At 69.2% G+C, this 16,000-nt stretch carries 15 protein-coding genes and 1 pseudogene; 8 read left to right on the forward strand and 8 right to left on the reverse strand.

What is annotated here, in order from left to right:
- Positions 1 to 43: 43 nt before the first annotated feature.
- Positions 44 to 1,162, forward strand: coding sequence for an NAD(P)-dependent alcohol dehydrogenase (locus tag CGUA_RS00255; RefSeq protein WP_290196530.1), 1,119 nt, complete (start codon positions 44 to 46; stop codon positions 1,160 to 1,162).
- A 217-nt stretch (positions 1,163 to 1,379) separates the two neighbouring features.
- Here CGUA_RS00255 and CGUA_RS00260 read toward each other — a convergent pair whose 3' ends face one another.
- On the reverse strand, positions 1,380 to 1,961 hold the full coding sequence (locus tag CGUA_RS00260) for an NADPH-dependent F420 reductase (protein ID WP_290198406.1): 582 nt from the start codon (positions 1,959 to 1,961) through the stop codon (positions 1,380 to 1,382).
- A gap of 407 nt (positions 1,962 to 2,368) precedes the next feature.
- Between CGUA_RS00260 and CGUA_RS00265 the strand changes: the two genes are divergently transcribed.
- Complete coding sequence (locus CGUA_RS00265) at positions 2,369 to 4,282, forward strand: FAD-dependent monooxygenase (RefSeq protein WP_290196532.1); 1,914 nt, start codon at positions 2,369 to 2,371, stop codon at positions 4,280 to 4,282.
- A 7-nt stretch (positions 4,283 to 4,289) separates the two neighbouring features.
- Here the strand turns inward: CGUA_RS00265 and CGUA_RS00270 are convergent, their stop codons facing one another.
- Together CGUA_RS00270 and CGUA_RS00275 are read right to left on the reverse strand one after the other, a co-directional pair.
- Complete coding sequence (locus tag CGUA_RS00270; RefSeq protein WP_290196534.1) at positions 4,290 to 5,525, reverse strand: APC family permease; 1,236 nt, start codon at positions 5,523 to 5,525, stop codon at positions 4,290 to 4,292.
- Between the two features lie 37 nt (positions 5,526 to 5,562).
- Entirely contained in the window at positions 5,563 to 6,132 is a 570-nt protein-coding gene (locus tag CGUA_RS00275) for a CueP family metal-binding protein (RefSeq protein ID WP_290196536.1), read from the reverse strand.
- A 271-nt stretch (positions 6,133 to 6,403) separates the two neighbouring features.
- Between CGUA_RS00275 and CGUA_RS00280 the strand changes: the two genes are divergently transcribed.
- From CGUA_RS00280 to CGUA_RS00290, 3 genes are all read left to right on the forward strand, one after another.
- Positions 6,404 to 7,066 (forward strand): response regulator transcription factor, encoded by a 663-nt coding sequence (locus CGUA_RS00280; RefSeq protein WP_290196538.1) that lies wholly within the window; start codon positions 6,404 to 6,406, stop codon positions 7,064 to 7,066.
- On the forward strand, positions 7,063 to 8,148 hold the full coding sequence (locus CGUA_RS00285) for a sensor histidine kinase (RefSeq protein ID WP_290196540.1): 1,086 nt from the start codon (positions 7,063 to 7,065) through the stop codon (positions 8,146 to 8,148). The genes CGUA_RS00280 and CGUA_RS00285 overlap by 4 nt, the downstream gene beginning before the upstream one ends.
- A gap of 78 nt (positions 8,149 to 8,226) precedes the next feature.
- Positions 8,227 to 8,793 carry a YdhK family protein gene (locus tag CGUA_RS00290; protein WP_290196543.1) on the forward strand — a complete coding sequence of 189 codons (567 nt, stop codon included), beginning with the start codon at positions 8,227 to 8,229 and terminating at the stop codon, positions 8,791 to 8,793.
- Positions 8,794 to 8,895: 102 nt separating this feature from the next.
- On the opposite strand, the gene CGUA_RS13175 is transcribed toward CGUA_RS00290, so the two are convergent.
- From CGUA_RS13175 to CGUA_RS00310, 5 genes and pseudogenes are all read right to left on the reverse strand, one after another.
- A complete protein-coding gene (locus CGUA_RS13175; RefSeq protein WP_353959863.1) occupies positions 8,896 to 9,285 on the reverse strand; it encodes a VOC family protein in 390 nt (129 codons plus the stop codon).
- A pseudogene (gene sucD / locus CGUA_RS00295) lies at positions 9,268 to 10,140 on the reverse strand (succinate--CoA ligase subunit alpha); the annotation flags it as partial. The pseudogene sucD and the gene CGUA_RS13175, both read right to left, overlap by 18 nt.
- A 17-nt stretch (positions 10,141 to 10,157) precedes the next feature.
- Positions 10,158 to 11,327, reverse strand: coding sequence for an ADP-forming succinate--CoA ligase subunit beta (gene sucC / locus CGUA_RS00300; protein ID WP_290196545.1), 1,170 nt, complete (start codon positions 11,325 to 11,327; stop codon positions 10,158 to 10,160).
- A gap of 8 nt (positions 11,328 to 11,335) precedes the next feature.
- The gene (locus tag CGUA_RS00305; protein ID WP_290196547.1) at positions 11,336 to 11,851 is read right to left on the reverse strand and encodes a hypothetical protein; all 516 of its coding nucleotides are present in this window, start codon (positions 11,849 to 11,851) and stop codon (positions 11,336 to 11,338) included.
- 44 nt (positions 11,852 to 11,895) lie between these two features.
- A complete protein-coding gene (locus CGUA_RS00310; protein ID WP_290196549.1) occupies positions 11,896 to 12,183 on the reverse strand; it encodes a DUF7218 family protein in 288 nt (95 codons plus the stop codon).
- A gap of 90 nt (positions 12,184 to 12,273) precedes the next feature.
- On the opposite strand from CGUA_RS00310, the gene CGUA_RS00315 reads away from it, so the two are divergent.
- The 3 genes from CGUA_RS00315 (at position 12,274) to CGUA_RS00325 (ending at position 15,999) form a co-directional block, all read left to right on the forward strand.
- The gene (locus tag CGUA_RS00315; protein WP_290196551.1) at positions 12,274 to 13,086 is read left to right on the forward strand and encodes a PhzF family phenazine biosynthesis protein; all 813 of its coding nucleotides are present in this window, start codon (positions 12,274 to 12,276) and stop codon (positions 13,084 to 13,086) included.
- Positions 13,087 to 13,176: 90 nt separating this feature from the next.
- The gene (locus CGUA_RS00320) at positions 13,177 to 14,814 is read left to right on the forward strand and encodes an NAD-dependent epimerase/dehydratase family protein (RefSeq protein ID WP_290196553.1); all 1,638 of its coding nucleotides are present in this window, start codon (positions 13,177 to 13,179) and stop codon (positions 14,812 to 14,814) included.
- A 3-nt stretch (positions 14,815 to 14,817) separates the two neighbouring features.
- Positions 14,818 to 15,999 carry a zinc-dependent alcohol dehydrogenase gene (locus CGUA_RS00325; RefSeq protein WP_290196556.1) on the forward strand — a complete coding sequence of 394 codons (1,182 nt, stop codon included), beginning with the start codon at positions 14,818 to 14,820 and terminating at the stop codon, positions 15,997 to 15,999.
- The last annotated feature ends 1 nt before the right edge of the window (position 16,000 follow it).

The following is a 16,000-nucleotide window of genomic DNA, read 5'->3' on the forward strand; positions in this document are numbered from 1 at the left end:
GGGGTATCCACCTTTTCCTGCCGGAAGAAATTCGAGGAACCCCATGAAAAAGATCGACGCCTACGTCGTTGAAGCCATCGACGCCCCCTTCGTCCGTGAGGAACTGACCCTCGACGCCCCAGGTCCCGGCGAAGTCCTGGTCAAGGTCGTCGCCACGGGCGTCTGCCACACCGACCTCAACACCCAGTCCGGTGACATGCCCCTGCCGCTGCCGGGCGTGCTCGGTCACGAGGGTTCGGGCGTCGTCGAGGCGGTCGGGGAGGGCGTCACCGCCGTCGAGCCCGGTGACCACGTCGTCATGGGCTGGCCCTACTGCGGTACCTGCCGCAATTGCGTCCGCGGCCAGCACCGCTACTGCCTCAACATCGGCGCCGAACTGCTGGCGGGAGTGCGCCTCCACGGGCCCGACGCGGGGGAGTCGGCCTACACCCGCGCCGACGGGACGACGCTCTCCGGCCACTTCTTCGGCCAGTCCTCCTTCGCCACCTACTCCCTGACCCGCGAGAACGCCCTGGTTAAGGTGGACAAGGACATCGACCTGGAGCTGCTCGGCCCGCTGGCCTGCGGGATCACCACTGGCGCCGGCGCGGTCTTCAACACCGCCACCCCCGCGCCGGGCGAGTCGATCGTCATCATCGGCGCCGGCGCGGTCGGCCTGGGCGCCGTCATGGCCGCCCAGAACACCCCGGCCACCACCATCATCGCCATGGACCTGCAGGACTCGCGCCTCGAACTGGCCGCCGAACTCGGCGCGACCCACACCGTCAACACGCGCGAGAACGACATCGTCGACGCGGTCACCGGCATCCTGGGTGGCCCCGCCGACTACGTCATCGACTGCACCGGCAGCATCCGCGTCATCGAGCGCGCCGCCGACGCCGTCGGCATGCTCGGCACCCTGATCCTCGTCGGCGGCGCCCCGGCCGAGGCCCGCTTCTCCCTCGACCACCTCCGCGCCCTGTGGGGCAAGAACGTCGTCGGCACCCTCGGCGGCGGCTCCACCAGCAACGAGCTGATCCCGGCGCTCATCGGCCTGTACAGGCAGGGGCGATTCCCCTTCGACAGGCTGGTGACGACCTACGGTTTCGACGAGTTGGAAAAGGCCATCGAGGACGCCGGTTCGGGCGAGACCATCAAGGCCGTGCTGCGCGTCGCGGAGTAGGGGAACCGGATCTGAACGCTCGGCGGGTGGACGGGCCGCTGCCCGAATGTGTGGCGACGCTGGATGAACCCGGCGTCGACAAGCACAGCTCGGGACCCCCGAAATGACGAAATCCCACGACAAGGTGCGAAACGATGTCGTGGGACTTCACCCGGGGGGCTGCCGGTGGGCTCACCAGCTGTTTCGGGACGCTGCCCCGGCGATGCTCACTCGGGTGTTACTTGACCAGGCCGAAGCCGCCGGTCCAGCCGATCTTCTCGGAGGCCGCGAGGGTCAGCTGCAAGAAGCCGACGGCCTCCAGCTCGTGGGCGCGCTTGAGGGATCCTGCGTCGAGGGCGTCGAGTCCGCCGGCGGTGACGTCGTCGATGAGCGTCTTCTTGGCGGCCTCGTCGTCGCCGGCGACGAGCACGGTGGTGGTCAGGTCGCCGACCTTGCCGGAGGACAGGGTGGCCGCGAAGGTGGTGTTGAAGGCCTTGAGAACCTTGGACTCCGGGAGCTTGGCCTGGATTTCGGCGGCGGCGGAGGAGCCGGCGGGAACGACCAGCTCGTCGAAGGTCTCGAAGTTCAGCGGGTTGGTGATGTCGATGACGATCTTGCCGGCCAGGGCCTCACGGTGGGTGGCGATGATCTCGTCGACGGCCGGGTAGGGCACGGCGAGGATGACGACGTCGCCCTCGATGGTGGCGGTGGGCGCCTCCTCGGCGGAGACGGCGACGGTCGTGGCTCCACCCTTGGTGAGCACGCCTGAAATCGCGGTGCCCATGCTGCCGGTGCCGCCGAAGATCGTGTAGGTGGTCATGGTGTTGTTCTCCTTGTGGGTGGTGCGCTGTTCGGGGGTCATTGCTTTGTTGGTGGGGCGGCCGAAGAGCCGCCGGATGAGGTCCTGGATCATGAAGTGAACCTTAGGCCCTTTTAGTTGAAGGTTCAACGATCATTTGCGGGGTATTGCCTGTGAATCACCAAAGGTGGCCTGGGCGCCCGTTCCGCACCGGCAGCCGCGGACATGGCTGAGGGTCAGGTGCGCGTCGCCTTCAGGTGCTGAACCGGCCCTGTCCCTGCGCCGAAGCCGGGAAATTTGACGCCACCGGACGTGTTTTTGGCCGCCCCGGACATGTCCCGCCCGGCCCCTGTCCTTCCTCATGTGATCGCGGATACATTCCTGCCAACGGCAATCACCCGCGCACCACAGGAAAGAGAGACACCATCATGCAGTTCCACGTTTCGGGCTACAGCTCCCAGGATCCGATGACCCTTCCGGCCGCCGGCACCGGCCTCAACCGGCCGGTGGACCTGCCGGAACTCATCGACGTCCTCATCGTCGGTTGCGGACCCGCCGGCACCACCGCCGCCGCCCAGCTCTCCCGCTTCCCGAACATCACCACCCGCATCGTCGAGCGCCGCGGCCACCGCCTGGAGCTGGCCAACGCCGACGGCGTCCACTCCCGCACCGTGGAGACCATGGCCACCTTCGGCGCCGCCCACGAGCTGCTCGCCGAGGGCCACGAGATCACCGACATGGCCTTCTGGAAGCCGGACCCGGCCAACCCCTCGCGGATCATCCGCGACAACAGCACCCGCGAGCTGTCCAGGGACATCAGCGAGTTCCCGCAGCTGCTGCTGACCCAGGTGCGCCTGATCGACCACATGAACCGCTTCATGAGGAACGCGCCGACCCGCCTGGAGCCGGACTACGGCTACGAATTCCTCGACCTGCAGGTCTCGGGGAACTCCGACCATGAGGACTACCCGGTCACCGTCCAGCTGCTCAGGACCCACGGGGACGGCAGCACCGAGGAGGTCACCGTCCGCGCCAAGTACGTCGTCGGCGCCGACGGCGCCCGCTCCCAGGTGCGCAAGTCGCTGGGTTACCGCCTCCAGGGCAAGCAGGCCAACCACGCCTGGGGCGTCATGGACGTCTACGCCGACACCGACTTCCCGGACGTGCGCAAGAAGTGCACCATCAAGTCCGAGACCGGCCGCACCATCCTGCTCATCCCGCGGGAGGGAGGCTTCCTCTTCCGCCTCTACGTCGACCTGGGCGAGGTCGACGAGAACGCCGCCACCTCGGTGCGCGACACCCCGCTGCAGGAGGTCATCGACACCGCCAACCAGATCCTCAACCCCTTCACCGTCACCGTGAAGGACGTCGTGTGGAACTCGATCTACGAGGTCGGCCACCGACTCGCCGACCACTTCGACGACCGCGTCTCCGAGAAGAGCACCGGGGAGCACCCGCGCGTGTTCATCGTCGGCGACGCCTGCCACACCCACAGCGCCAAGGCCGGCCAGGGGATGAACGTCTCCATCCAGGACGGCTTCAACCTGGGCTGGAAGCTCGGCCACGTCGCCAGCGGCAACAGCCCCCGCGAGCTGCTCACCACCTACGCCGAGGAAAGGGAGGAGATCGCCCGCCGTCTCATCGCCTTCGACAAGGAGTGGTCCGCCCTCATGGCCAGGCCCGCCCACGAGCAGGGCAGCGCAACCGAGGTCGAGGAGTTCTACCAGTCCACCTCCGAGTTCAACGCCGGCTACATGACCCAGTACGAGCCCTCCATGATCACCGTCGACACCGGCCGCCAGGACCTGGCCACCGGCTACCCGCTGGGCAAACGCTTCAAGTCCGCCCGCGTCGGCCGCGTCTGCGACCTCGTGGAGCTGCACATCGGACACCAGGCGGTCTCCGACGGACGCTTCCGCGCCTACGTCTTCGCCGACGCCGCCGCGCCGGGAGCGCAGGATTCCGCGGTCCGGCGCTGGGCACGGTGGGCTGAGGGCGCGCTCGACCCGACGTTCATCGACGCGAAGGTGACCTACCAGCAGCCCTACACCGACTTCGACATGCTCGACGTGCCGGCCGCCTTCAAGCCGCGGGTCGGCGACCTCAACCTCATGGACGTCGAGAACGCCTTCGGCGTGCTGGCCGGTGAGGACATCTTCGACCAGCGCGGCATCTCCCGCGACGGCGCCGTCGTACTCGTGCGCCCGGACCAGTACGTCGCCGGCGTCTTCGAACTCTCCGACACCGAGGGCCTGGAAGAGTTCCTCACCGGCATCTTCCCCGCCATGTCGGCTCCGGCACCCAGCGACCTGCAGGAGCTGCTTGTCGACGCCCGCAAGTAAGCAGAGGTCACCTGCGTAACAGGCGGTAGAGGCCGCCGACCGCGAACACCGCCACCCCGGCGAGCACCGCGGTCGGCGGCAGCGTCATGACCAGCACCGCACATCCGACGGCGCCGACAACCTGCAACCACTTCGGGAAACGTCGGTGCGCGCGGTCCTGCCGCAACGCCGAGAGATTGGCGATCAGATAGTAGAGCAGCACCCCGAAGGAGGAGAAGCCGATCGCCCCGCGCAGATCCACCGTCAACACCAGGGCGATGACGAGGACGGCCAGGGTGATCTCCGCGCGGTGCGGGACGCTGAACCGGGGATGCACGGCGGCCAACCAGTGGGGCAGATCCTTCTCCCGGGCCATCGCCAGACTGGTCCGGCCGACGCCGGCGATGAGCGCCAGCAGCGCCCCGAGCGAGGACACCGCCGCGCCGATCCGCACGACCGGCTCGGCCCAGCTGCCGGGTCCCACCGCCGCCGCCAACGGCTGCGGGGTCTGCGCCAGCTCCTCCGCGCCGAGCACGGCCAGCAGCGTCACCGCGATGAGCGCGTAGATGAGGACCACGATGCCCAGCGCGGTCGGGATGGCCCTGGGAATGACACGTCCCGGGTCCCTGACCTCCTCGCCCAGTGTGGCGATACGGGCGTAGCCGGCGAAGGCGAAGAAGAGCAGCCCGGCCGACTGCAGGACGCCGAGCGCCCCACCGTGGCCCCCCGCGACGGGATTCACCCGCCCCCACTGCGGATCCCCGCCGACCAGGGCAGCGACGACGGCAAGGGCCAGCGCCAGGAGCACCACCGCCACGATGACGCGGGTCAGCTGCGCGGTCCGGGTGATGCCGCGGTAGTTGACCGCGGTCAGGGCGATGACGGCGGTGACCGCCACGGGTTTCTCCCATCCCGCCGGCGCGGCGTAGGCGGCGAATGTCAGGGCCATCGCCGCGCAGCTCGCCGTCTTGCCGATCACGAAACCCCAGCCCGCCAGAAAACCCCACCAGGGGCCGAGCTCCGCCCGCCCGTAGACGTAGGTCCCGCCCGAGGTCGGGTACTGCGCCGCCAGCTGTGCAGAGGAGGTGGCGTTGGCGTAGGCCACCGCGGCCGCCACCAGCAGTCCGATGAGCAGGCCCGCACCGGCGGCCTGGGCGGCGGGCGTGAACGCCGCGAAGACGCCCGCGCCGATCATCGACCCGAGCCCGACGAGAACGACGTCGGTGGCGGTGAGTCGCCGGGCGAGCGCAGGTTCCTGGGCCATGGGTCCAGTATCGCGCGGTGGGCGGGGGTTGGGAAGCCTACGTCAGCTGCAGCGTCGTCACGCAGGTGGCGCCGTCGTCCTCTGTGGAGAAGTCGGCCGTCGCGGTCCTGCCCTCGTGGTCGACCTCGATGGTGCCGGTGGCGCCCTTCGGCACCCAGAAGCCGACGAAGCCGTTGTCGTAGGTGGTGACCTCCTCGTCGAGGATCGCCTCGCCCGCGTCATCGCGGAAGGTGACGTGGACGGGCTCGTTGCCCAGCTCGCCGGTGCAGGTGGTCAGCGAGTGGTAGAAGCAGTCGTGGGTCTGGTTCACGTAGGGGGCGATGGACATGTAGGTCTCGTCCTCGGGCATGGGCAGGCTGGTCTCGCCGGTGTCGTCGGAGAGGATCAGTTCGTCGATGCGGATGGAGGCCATCAGTTCGGTGGAACGCTCGGCCCTGGGCGTCTGGTCCAGCTCGGTGATGATCTCGCGGGCGTCCTTGCCCTCCAGGCCGTGGGCGGCGAGGAGGTCGGCCTGGGAAATGGCGGCGTCGTCCCGGCCGGAATCGGTGGCCGCGCAGCCCGTCAGGGTCAGGGCGAGGGCGGTGACGAGAATGGCGGCGCGTTTCATGGGTTCTCCTTGCGGGCGGGACAGGGTCTTCATTGTTGATAGCACAGAACCGTGTTCCCTTTGAACAGGGAGAACGCTGGGGTGGGCGTCGATAAGCGGGGAGGTGGTGAAGCGCGCCACTGGCCGTGGGGTGGGGGAGCGGGCGATTCTGCAGGACAAGGGGAACCACGATGTTTCACGTGAAACGTGAAACATGGGCTTTGTCTAGGTTTCATGAAGATCGGCGGGGATTCGCGTTCGTGGGGTGGCGGAAAGGGTGATACTGGGGGCCATGACTGAACGCATTCTGGTCGTCGACGACGAAAAGCCGCTCGCGCAGATGGTGGCGTCGTACCTCGACCGCGCGGGGTTCGAGACGACCCAGGCGCACACCGGGCCGCAGGCGGTGGAGCTCGCGCGTTCCTTCACTCCGGACGTCGTCATCCTGGACCTCGGTCTGCCGGGGCTGGACGGGCTGGAGGTCTGCCGCCGCATCCGGGAATTCTCCGACTGCTACATCCTCATGCTCACCGCGCGCGGTGGCGAGGACGACAGGATCACCGGGCTGACGCTGGGGGCGGACGACTACGTCACCAAACCCTTCAGCGTCCGGGAACTGGTCACGCGGGTGCATGCGGTGCTGCGGCGACCGCGCTCGACGACACGGCGGCCGTACGCCTTCGGCGACCTGGAGATCGATCCGGCGGCGCGGATCGTGACGGTCGGCGGGGAAGAAGTGGACGTGACGCGCACTGAATTCGACCTGCTGGCCGCCCTCGCCAGCCGCCCCGGAGAGGTGCTCGACCGGCGCGAGCTCGTCACCGAGGTCTGGGACACCACCTGGGTCGGCGACGAGCGGATCGTGGACGTCCACATCGGGAACCTGCGCCGGAAGGTGGGGGTCGGGCACATCGCCACCGTTCGCGGCGTCGGCTACCGGATGGGGCAGGAATGAACCTTCCGCTCCGTTTCCTGCTCGCGCAGGCGATGGTGGTGGCGGTCAGTCTGCTGGTCGCCGCCGGCGTCGCGTCCCTCGTCGGTCCGCAGCTCTTCCATGACCATCTGCTCATGGCCGGCCTCGAGGATCCCTCCGCCGGCCTGCTCCACACGGAACGGGCCTACCGCGACGCCAGCCTCATCACCCTCGGTGTCGCGTTGCCGACCGCGCTGCTCGCGGCGCTGCTGGTGAGCCTGTGGTTCTCACGTCGCCTCCGGGAGCCGCTGCGTGACCTGACCCGCGCGGCCAGCGCCATGAGCGACGGCGACTACGAGGTCCGCGTCACGGCCGGCCACGCCGGCCCCGAGGTGGCGACGCTGGCGACGGCGTTCAACACGATGGCGGGCAGGCTCGGCGACACCGAGGCCGTGCGCCGCCGCATGCTCTCCGACCTCGCCCACGAGATGAGCACGCCGGTCTCCGTCCTGGCCGTGTACCTCGACGGCCTCGAGGACGGCGTCGTCGACTGGGGGCCGTCGACGCAGTCGGTCATGTCCGATCAGCTCACCCGGTTGACCCGGCTCGTCGAGGATCTCGACGAGGTCTCCCGCGCCGAGGAAAAACGCATTGACCTAGACCTGGCCGAGGAACCGCTCGGAGAACTCCTCCACGTCGCCGCGCTGACGGCCCGGGAGGCCTACGAACGCAAAGGCGTCAGCCTGTCCGTCGTGCCCGGGACCGGAACGGTCACCGTGGACCGCCAACGCTTTCAGCAGATCCTCGGCAACCTGCTGGCCAACGCCCTGCGCCACACCCCGGCGGGCGGGCGCGTCACAGTCGGCGCCACCCGGGTCGGCGCCGACGCCGTCCGCGTCGACGTCACCGATACCGGCGACGGCATGACCCCCGAGGAGCTGGAGCACGTCTTCGAACGCTTCTACCGCGGCGACTCCGCCCGCAGCCGTGAGCACGGCGGCTCCGGCATCGGCCTGACCATCTCCCGCGCGCTCGCCGACGCCCACGGCGGCACCCTGAGCGCCACCTCCCCCGGACCAGGGCGGGGCTCCGTCTTCTCTCTCACCCTGCCGCTGAAGCCATGAACGTCACCGACCGACGCGACCGGTCACCGCCGGATCGCCGTTGTTTCCGATCACCCGCATTCCACGAAAGGATCCACCATGAAACGACTGCTGACCGCCATCACCCTGACCTCCGCCCTCGCCCTCGCCGCCTGCGCCGACACCACGGAGAGCACGGAGAGCTCCCCGACCCTGACCACCGCAGAAGCCGAGTCCGCGGACAACGGTCACGGCGACCACCCCGCCGACGGCGGCCCGGCGCCGGCCGGCATCGTCGAGGCCGAGGACCCCACCTACCCGGTGGGCACGAAGGTCATCCTCAACGCCGACCACATGTCCGGCATGGAGGGTGCCGAGGCGACCATCGCGGGCGCCTTCGACACCACCACGTACTCCGTCAGCTACACCCCGACCGACGGAGGCGAGCCGGTGACCGACCACAAGTGGGTCGTGCACGAGGAACTCGAGGACCCGGGCGAGGCCCCGCTGGCCGAGGGCTCCACGGTCGTGCTCGACGCCGATCACATGTCCGGCATGGACGGCGCCGAGGCGACCATCGACTCCGCCACCGAGGAAACGGTCTACATGGTCGACTTCAGCGCCGACGGCATGGAGATGACCAACCACAAGTGGGTCGTCGAGTCCGAGATCAGCCCGGCGGAGTAACCGCAGTTCCGCAATTCTCCTGTTCTCCGGCCTCATCCGAGCGTGTGATTGCACGGTCGGATGAGCGGCCCGGGGCCGGTTCTTACCCGCGCCCCCGCTCCGCTAGCTCAGGTGCGCCGCGACGCTGACCACGTTGCCGTCGGCGTCGCGGTAGAAGAAGCGGCGGACGCCGAACTTTTCGTCGGTGAGCGGGTAGACGATCTCGATGCCGTGGGCGGAGGCGTCCTCGGCGCGTCGATAAGCGGCGTTGACGTCGGTGACGAACACCGTCGCGTCCGGGCGCGGCGCGGGCGTGGCCTCCGCGACGAGGTTGAGCTGGGGGCCGTCGACCTCGCCGAGCGCGCGCATGAAACCGTGATCCAGGATGATGTCCATGCCCAGCACGGCGCTGTGCGCGTGGGAGGATTCGTGGAGGTTGCTGACGACGAGGTTGGGGATGACGCGCTCGACGTCGGTGCGGTGCCGGGTCGGAGTGATGATCTCGAGCATCATGTCGGCGGCCTCGCTCGGCGTCTTGCCGACGGCCACGCCGACCGCCTCGAAGGCCTCCTTCTTCGCCTGGGCGGTACCGACCGAACCGGTGACGATCGCGCCTGCGTGACCCATGCGCTGACCCTCCGGGGCGGTGAAGCCGGCGACGTAGGCGACCACGGGCTTGCTCACGTGCTCGGCGATGTAGGCCGCCGCGCGCTCCTCGGCGTCGCCGCCGATCTCGCCGATCAGCACGATCGCCTCGGTCTGCGGATCGGCCTCGAAGGCCTCAAGCGCGTCGATGTAGTCGGTGCCGATGAGCGGATCGCCGCCGATGCCGACCGCGGTGGACACGCCGACGTCGGCGAGCTCGTACATCATCTGGTACGTCAATGTGCCCGACTTCGAGATCAGCCCGACCGGGCCTGACCCGGTGATCGTCGCCGGGATGATCCCCGCCAGGGACTCGCCCGGGGTGATGACGCCCGGGCAGTTCGGGCCGATGATGCGCGTGTGGCCGACGTTGCGGGCGTGCGCCAGCGCCTCGGCGGTGTCGCGGACCGGGATGCCCTCGGTGATGACGACGGCCAGGTCGATGCGCGCGTCGACGGCATCGACGATCGCGGCCTTGGCGAACGCCGGCGGCACGAAGATGACCGAGACGTTCGCCCCGGTGGCGGCCATGGCGTCGGCGACGGTGGCGAAGACGGGCAGCTTCTGCCCGCTGACGGTCACCGTGTGTCCGGCCTTGCGGGGGTTGGTGCCGCCGACGACTGTCGTGCCGGCGGCGATCATGCGCTGGGCGTGCTTCATGCCTTCGGCGCCGGTGATGCCCTGGATGATGACCCTGGAATCGCTGTCGAGGAAGATTGACATGGTTTCTGGGACCTTTCTCAGTGGGCCTGGGCCAGTGCGGCGGCTCGGTGGGCGGCGGCGTCCATCGACCCCATGACGGTGACCAGCGGATGCTGGAAATCGGAGAGTATGCGGCGGCCCTCGTCGACGTTGTTGCCGTCGAGGCGCACCACGATCGGGACGTTGGCGTCCCGGCCCAGGACCGCGAGGGCGCCGACGATGCCCTTCGCCACGACGTCGCAGGCGGTGATGCCGCCGAAGACGTTGATGAACACCGACCTCACCTGCCTGTCGGAGAGCACGAGCTTCAGGCTCGTCTCCATGACCTCCTGGGAGGCGCCGCCGCCGATGTCGAGGAAGTTCGCCGGCTTCTGGTTGCCGTAGAGCTTCCCCGCGGCCGCCACGACGTCGAGGCTGGCCATGACCAGACCGGCGCCGTTGCCAATGACGCCGACGGAGCCGTCGAGCTTCACGTAATTGAGGTCATGCTCCCGGGCGATCGCCTCGAGCTCACCGGCGTCACCGTCGCTCTGGTCCGGGTCCGGGTAATCGTTGTGGCGGAACTCCGCGTTGGCGTCGAGCGTGACCTTCGCGTCCAGCGCCAGGATCTCGCCGCCGGCGGTGCGGACCAGGGGGTTGACCTCCACGAGGGTGGCGTCGGAGTCGTGGTACGCGCGCCACAGTTTCTGCAGCACCGGGACCACGCGGTAGGCGACGTCACCGGTGAACCCGGCGGAGTCGGCGATCTCCCGCGCCTTGGCCTCGTCGACGCCGACGAGCGGATCGACGCTGACCCGGGCCAGCTTGTCGGGGTGCTCCTCGGCGAGGGTCTCGATGTCCACGCCGCCCTCGGTGGAGCACAGCGCCAGGTAGGAGCGGTTCGTGCGGTCGAGCAGCAGGGAGAAGTAGTACTCCTCGGCGATGTCGACGCCCTGGGCCACCATCACCTTGTGCACGGTGTGGCCCTTGATGTCCATGCCGAGAATCTTGGCGGCCGCGTTCTCGGCCTCCTCGGGGGAGTGCACCACCTTCACGCCGCCGGCCTTGCCGCGCCCGCCGGTGTGGACCTGGGCCTTGACCACGACCGTCCCCCCGAAGGCCTCGGCGGCCTCGCGGGCCTCGGCCGGGGTGGTGGCGACGCGCCCCTGCGCCGTCGGGACGCCGAAGCTCTCCAGAAGCTCACGGGCCTGGTACTCGTAGAGGTTCATGGTCACTCCTAAACGCCGCAGCCGCTGGACGTGACGCTGTAGGACCCGGAGGCGCTGTGGGAGCGCACCGAGCTGAACTCGACCGGGATTCCCGGGGACTGGGTGACGGTGACGTCGACGTCGACAAGCCCCGGTCCGACGTCCCAGCGCTCGGCGCCGAGGATGGCGCCGTTGATGCCGTACTGGGTGCCGCTGCCGCGCTGGCCGGTGTCCCGGTTGTGCCAGCTGATCTCGGCGGTCGTGTGCACGAAGGGAACCCAGCTGGAGACGTGGAAGGTGTCGGCCATCAACCGTTCCCAGGCGGCGTCGCGGGTGGTCACCGACAGGGTGGCCAGGCCCGGGGCGTCGTCGACGGGGGTGCAGCCGGTGGAGACGCCCACGTCGAGGGTGCGCGCCGGGCCACCCCAGGGATCGCCGATAACGAGGCGGCCTTCGTTGTAGGGGACGGTGGCGGAGGCGGTGACGGCGGGCGCGAGCATCACCAGTGCGGTGAGGGCGGCGGCCAGCGGCTTAGTGATACCCATGGTGACCATCATCACACGCCCGGCCGCGCACGTCCACCGTTCGCCTAATGGTCGCGCAGCGCCTTGATCAGCTCCGCCTTGTTCATGCTGGAACGCCCCTCGATCTCGAGCTCGGCGGCCCGCTTGTGCAGCTCGTCGACGGTCCAGTCCTCGTAGCTGCCCGCCTCGCCGCCCTTCTCACCGACCTCGCTGCGTGAGGTGTTGGCGGCGGCGTTGGCGATGCGGGCGGCCTTTTCCTTGCTGGCGCCGTCCTCGCGCAGGGACTGGTAGAGCTCGCCGTCCTTGACGGAGGCGCCGCCGGGGGTCTTGTCCGGGTTCTTGTCCTTGGTCATGACCTCCACGCTAGGCCCGGTCCCTGGCCCCTTCCTGTGGTCCACCTTCAATCCTGCGCAGTCGTCCCGCGCATCGAGGATAATCGCCCCATGGCCCACAAATTCCTGGAAATCGACGTCTTCGCCACCGGCCCCTTCACCGGCAATCCGCTCGCCGTCATCGCCGACGCCGACGATCTCAGCACCGGGCAGATGCGGGCCATCGCCCGCTGGCTGAACCTCTCGGAGACGACGTTCCTGCTCACGCCCACCACCGAGGAGGCCGACTACCGCGTCCGGATCTTCACGCCCACGGAGGAGTTCCCCTTCGCCGGCCACCCGACCCTCGGCTCCGCCCGGGCCTGGCTCGAACTGGGCGGGATCGCCCGCGGCGGGCGCGTCGTCCAGGAATGCGGCGTCGGCCTGGTGCCGGTGCGCGTCGACGGCGAGATGCTCTCCTTCGCCACGCCGCCGCGCACCCGCACGGGACCCCTGTCCGACGCCGAGCTCGAGCGGGCCGCGCAGATCCTGGGCGTCGGCACCGAGGAAATCCTCGCCCACGCCTGGGGCGTCAACGGCCCGACCTGGCAGCTGATCCAGCTTGCCGACGCTGACGCGGTCCGCGCCCTCCGTCCCGCCGGGGACCGCACGGGCGCCCACCTGGGCGTGGTCGGCCTGGCGCCCTCGGTCAGGGAGGTGGAGGTGCGCGCGATCCTCGAGTTCGGCGAGGATCCCGTGACCGGTTCCCTCAACGGGGCACTGGCGCAGTGGCTGCGCGAACGCGGCGTGATCGGGCCGGACTACGTGGCCCGGCAGGGCTCGGCGGCCGGCGCGGATGGGGAGGTGTTCGTCCACGATGACGGCGCCGATATCTGGGTCGGCGGGCGCACAGCTGTGCGGATCAGTGGAACCCTCGCCATGTGACCTGTGAATCTTAAGGATTCGTTGAAGAAGGAAAATCTTCTGGCTTGACTGGGGTTTGATGGCCCGAATCACACCGAGCGAGGAGACACCATGCGCATTGCAGTTGTCGGAGCGACGGGGAACGCGGGTACCGCCGTGCTCCGTGCCGCCCACCGTCACCCGGAGATCACGGAGGTCGTGGGCATCGCCCGCCGACTTCCCGACCAGAGTATTGAACCCTACGACCAGGCGGAATGGCGCTCGATAGACATCGCCGCCGGAACCGGGGAAGACGAGGCCGTGGCGGCCCTGACCGAGGCCTTCCAGGGCGTCGACGCGGTCATCCACCTCGCCTGGCTGGTGCAGCCGAACAACCGCCGCGAGCTGCTGCGGCGCGTCAACGTTGAGGGAACCAGGCGGGTGGCGGAGGCCGCGGCGGCGGCGGGCGTCGGCCAGCTCGTGGTCGCCAGCTCCGTCGGCGCCTACTCGCCCGATGAGGCACGCAAGCAGCTTCTCGACGACGGGAGCGAGCCGCCGCGGCGCGATGAATCCTTCCCGACCGAGGGGATCGACACCTCCCACTACAGCGTGGACAAGGCCTCCCAGGAGGACGTGCTCGACGCCTTCGAAGACGCGCACCCGGAGGTGACGGTCACCCGGCTGCGCCCGGCGCTGCTCTTCCAGTCGGACGCAGCCTCCGAGATCCAGCGCTACTTCCTCGGCAGTTCCGTGCCGCCCCAGATGCTGGCGCCGAAGTCGCTGCCGACCCTGCCGCTGCCGGCGGGGCTGCGCCTGCAGGCGCTGCACACCCAGGATGTGGGCGAGGCCTACGTGGCGGCGGTCGTCGCGAAGCGGCCCGGCGCCTTCAACGTCTGCGCCGACGACGTTCTCGGGCCGAAGGAGCTGGCGGGCATCCTCACCAGCTCCGGCCGCTATTTCGAGCTGCCTCCGGGGATCGTCCGGGCGGCGCTCGTCGCCGGGCACGCCTCGGGTGTGGTGCCCGCTGACGCGGGATGGCTGGACATGGGCATGCAGGTGCCGCTGATGGACAACGCGCGCGCCAAGAGCGAGCTCGGCTGGGCGCCCACCCACACCGCGGCGGAAGCGCTGACGGAACTGCTCGAGGGCCTCGCCGAGGGACGCGGCCACGCCTCCCCGCCCCTCATTCCGCGCAACAAGGTGGACAAGAACCTCCGGGGCACCGACCAGGGGGCCGGGGAGGGGGCGGGCGACGACCGGGTCACGTTGCCGGAGCACATCGACAGGGAGCTGTTCGAGCTCTACCTCTCCGACCACCTCACCGGCGCGACCGGCGGTCTCAACCGCAGCCAGCGCATGGCCAACGACTACGTGGACACCCCCGTCTACGCCCAGCTGGGCGAGTTCGCCGAACAGCTGGCGGGGGAGCGCGACTTCCTCGAGCAGCTGATTCACGATTTCGGCCTGAGCAGGAAGCCCTACCGGCAGGCGGTGGCCTGGACCGGAGAAAGAATCGGCCGCCTCAAGGGCAACGGACACGCGGTGACCCGATCGCCGATGACACTGCTGCTGGAAACCGACCTCATGCGGGGCGCGATCAACGGCAAGGTCGGCCTGTGGGAAACCCTGCGCGATCTCGCCCCCTCTCTCGGCCTGGAGGAAAAGGTGTTCACCGACCTCATCGACGCCGTGGCCCACCAGCGGGACCTTCTTGACCAGGTCCACGCCTACGCCCGGCCGCGCGCATTCACAGACACGGAAAGGAACTAGATCATGAAGGCACTGACCTGGCAGGGAAAGCGAAACGTCACCGTCGAAACGGTCCCGGATCCGGAGCTCAAGGAGGACACCGACGTCATCATCGAGGTCACCTCCACCGGAATCTGCGGCTCCGACCTGCACCTCTACGAGGTCCTGGGCCCGTTCATGGAACCCGGCGACATCATCGGGCACGAGCCGATGGGTCGCGTGGTGGAGGCGGGCAGCGCCAGCGGGCTGAGCGAGGGGGAACGCATCGTCGTCCCCTTCTCCATCGCCTGCGGCCACTGCTGGATGTGTGAGCGCGGACTGTTCTCCCAGTGCGAGACCACGCAGGTCCGCGAGCACGGTTCCGGCTCCGCGATGTTCGGCTACTCCAAGCTCTACGGTTCCGTGCCGGGCGGGCAGGCGCAGTATCTGCGGGTCCCGCACGCGGACTTCGGGGCGATTCGCGTCGGGGAGGAGCTCGAGGACCATCGCTACCTCTTCCTCAGCGACGTCGTCCCCACCGCCTGGCAGGGCGTGATGTACGCGGGCGTCGGCGAGGGGGACACCCTGGCCGTGTACGGGCTGGGCCCGATCGGACAGATGGCCGCCCGAATCGGGCGCCACCTGGGCGCCCGGGTGTTCGGCATCGACCCCGTGCCGGAACGTCGGGACATGGCCCGGCGCAACGGCATCGAGGTCTTCGACGCCACCGGGGACACCGCGGAGCAGATTCGCGACCTCACCGACGGGCGGGGCCCCGACGCCGTCGTCGACGCCGTCGGCATGGAGGCGCACGGCTCACCGGTGGGCAAGGCCGCCCACGACGCGGTGGGGCTGCTTCCCGACGCCGTGGCCAAGCCGTTGATGAAGAAGGCCGGCGTCGACCGCCTCGCCGCCCTGCACTCCTCCATCGACCTGGTCCGGCGCGGCGGCACGATCTCCCTCTCCGGCGTCTACGGGGGCATGGCCAGCCCGATGCCGCTGCTGACGATGTTCGACAAGCAGATCCAGCTGCGGATGGGCCAGTGCAACGTGAAGAAGTGGATCGACGACGTCCTGCCGCTGCTCGAGGACCCGGCCGATCCCCTGGGCGTGGATGACCTGGTCACGCACCGGCTTCCCCTCTCGGAGGGCCCGGGCGCCTACGAGAAGTTCCAGAAGAAGGAGGACGGCTGCATCAAGGTCGTGCTGGACCCGACGCTGGGCTAGG

This window comes from Corynebacterium guangdongense (assembly GCF_030408915.1).
Lineage (GTDB): Bacteria > Actinomycetota > Actinomycetes > Mycobacteriales > Mycobacteriaceae > Corynebacterium > Corynebacterium guangdongense.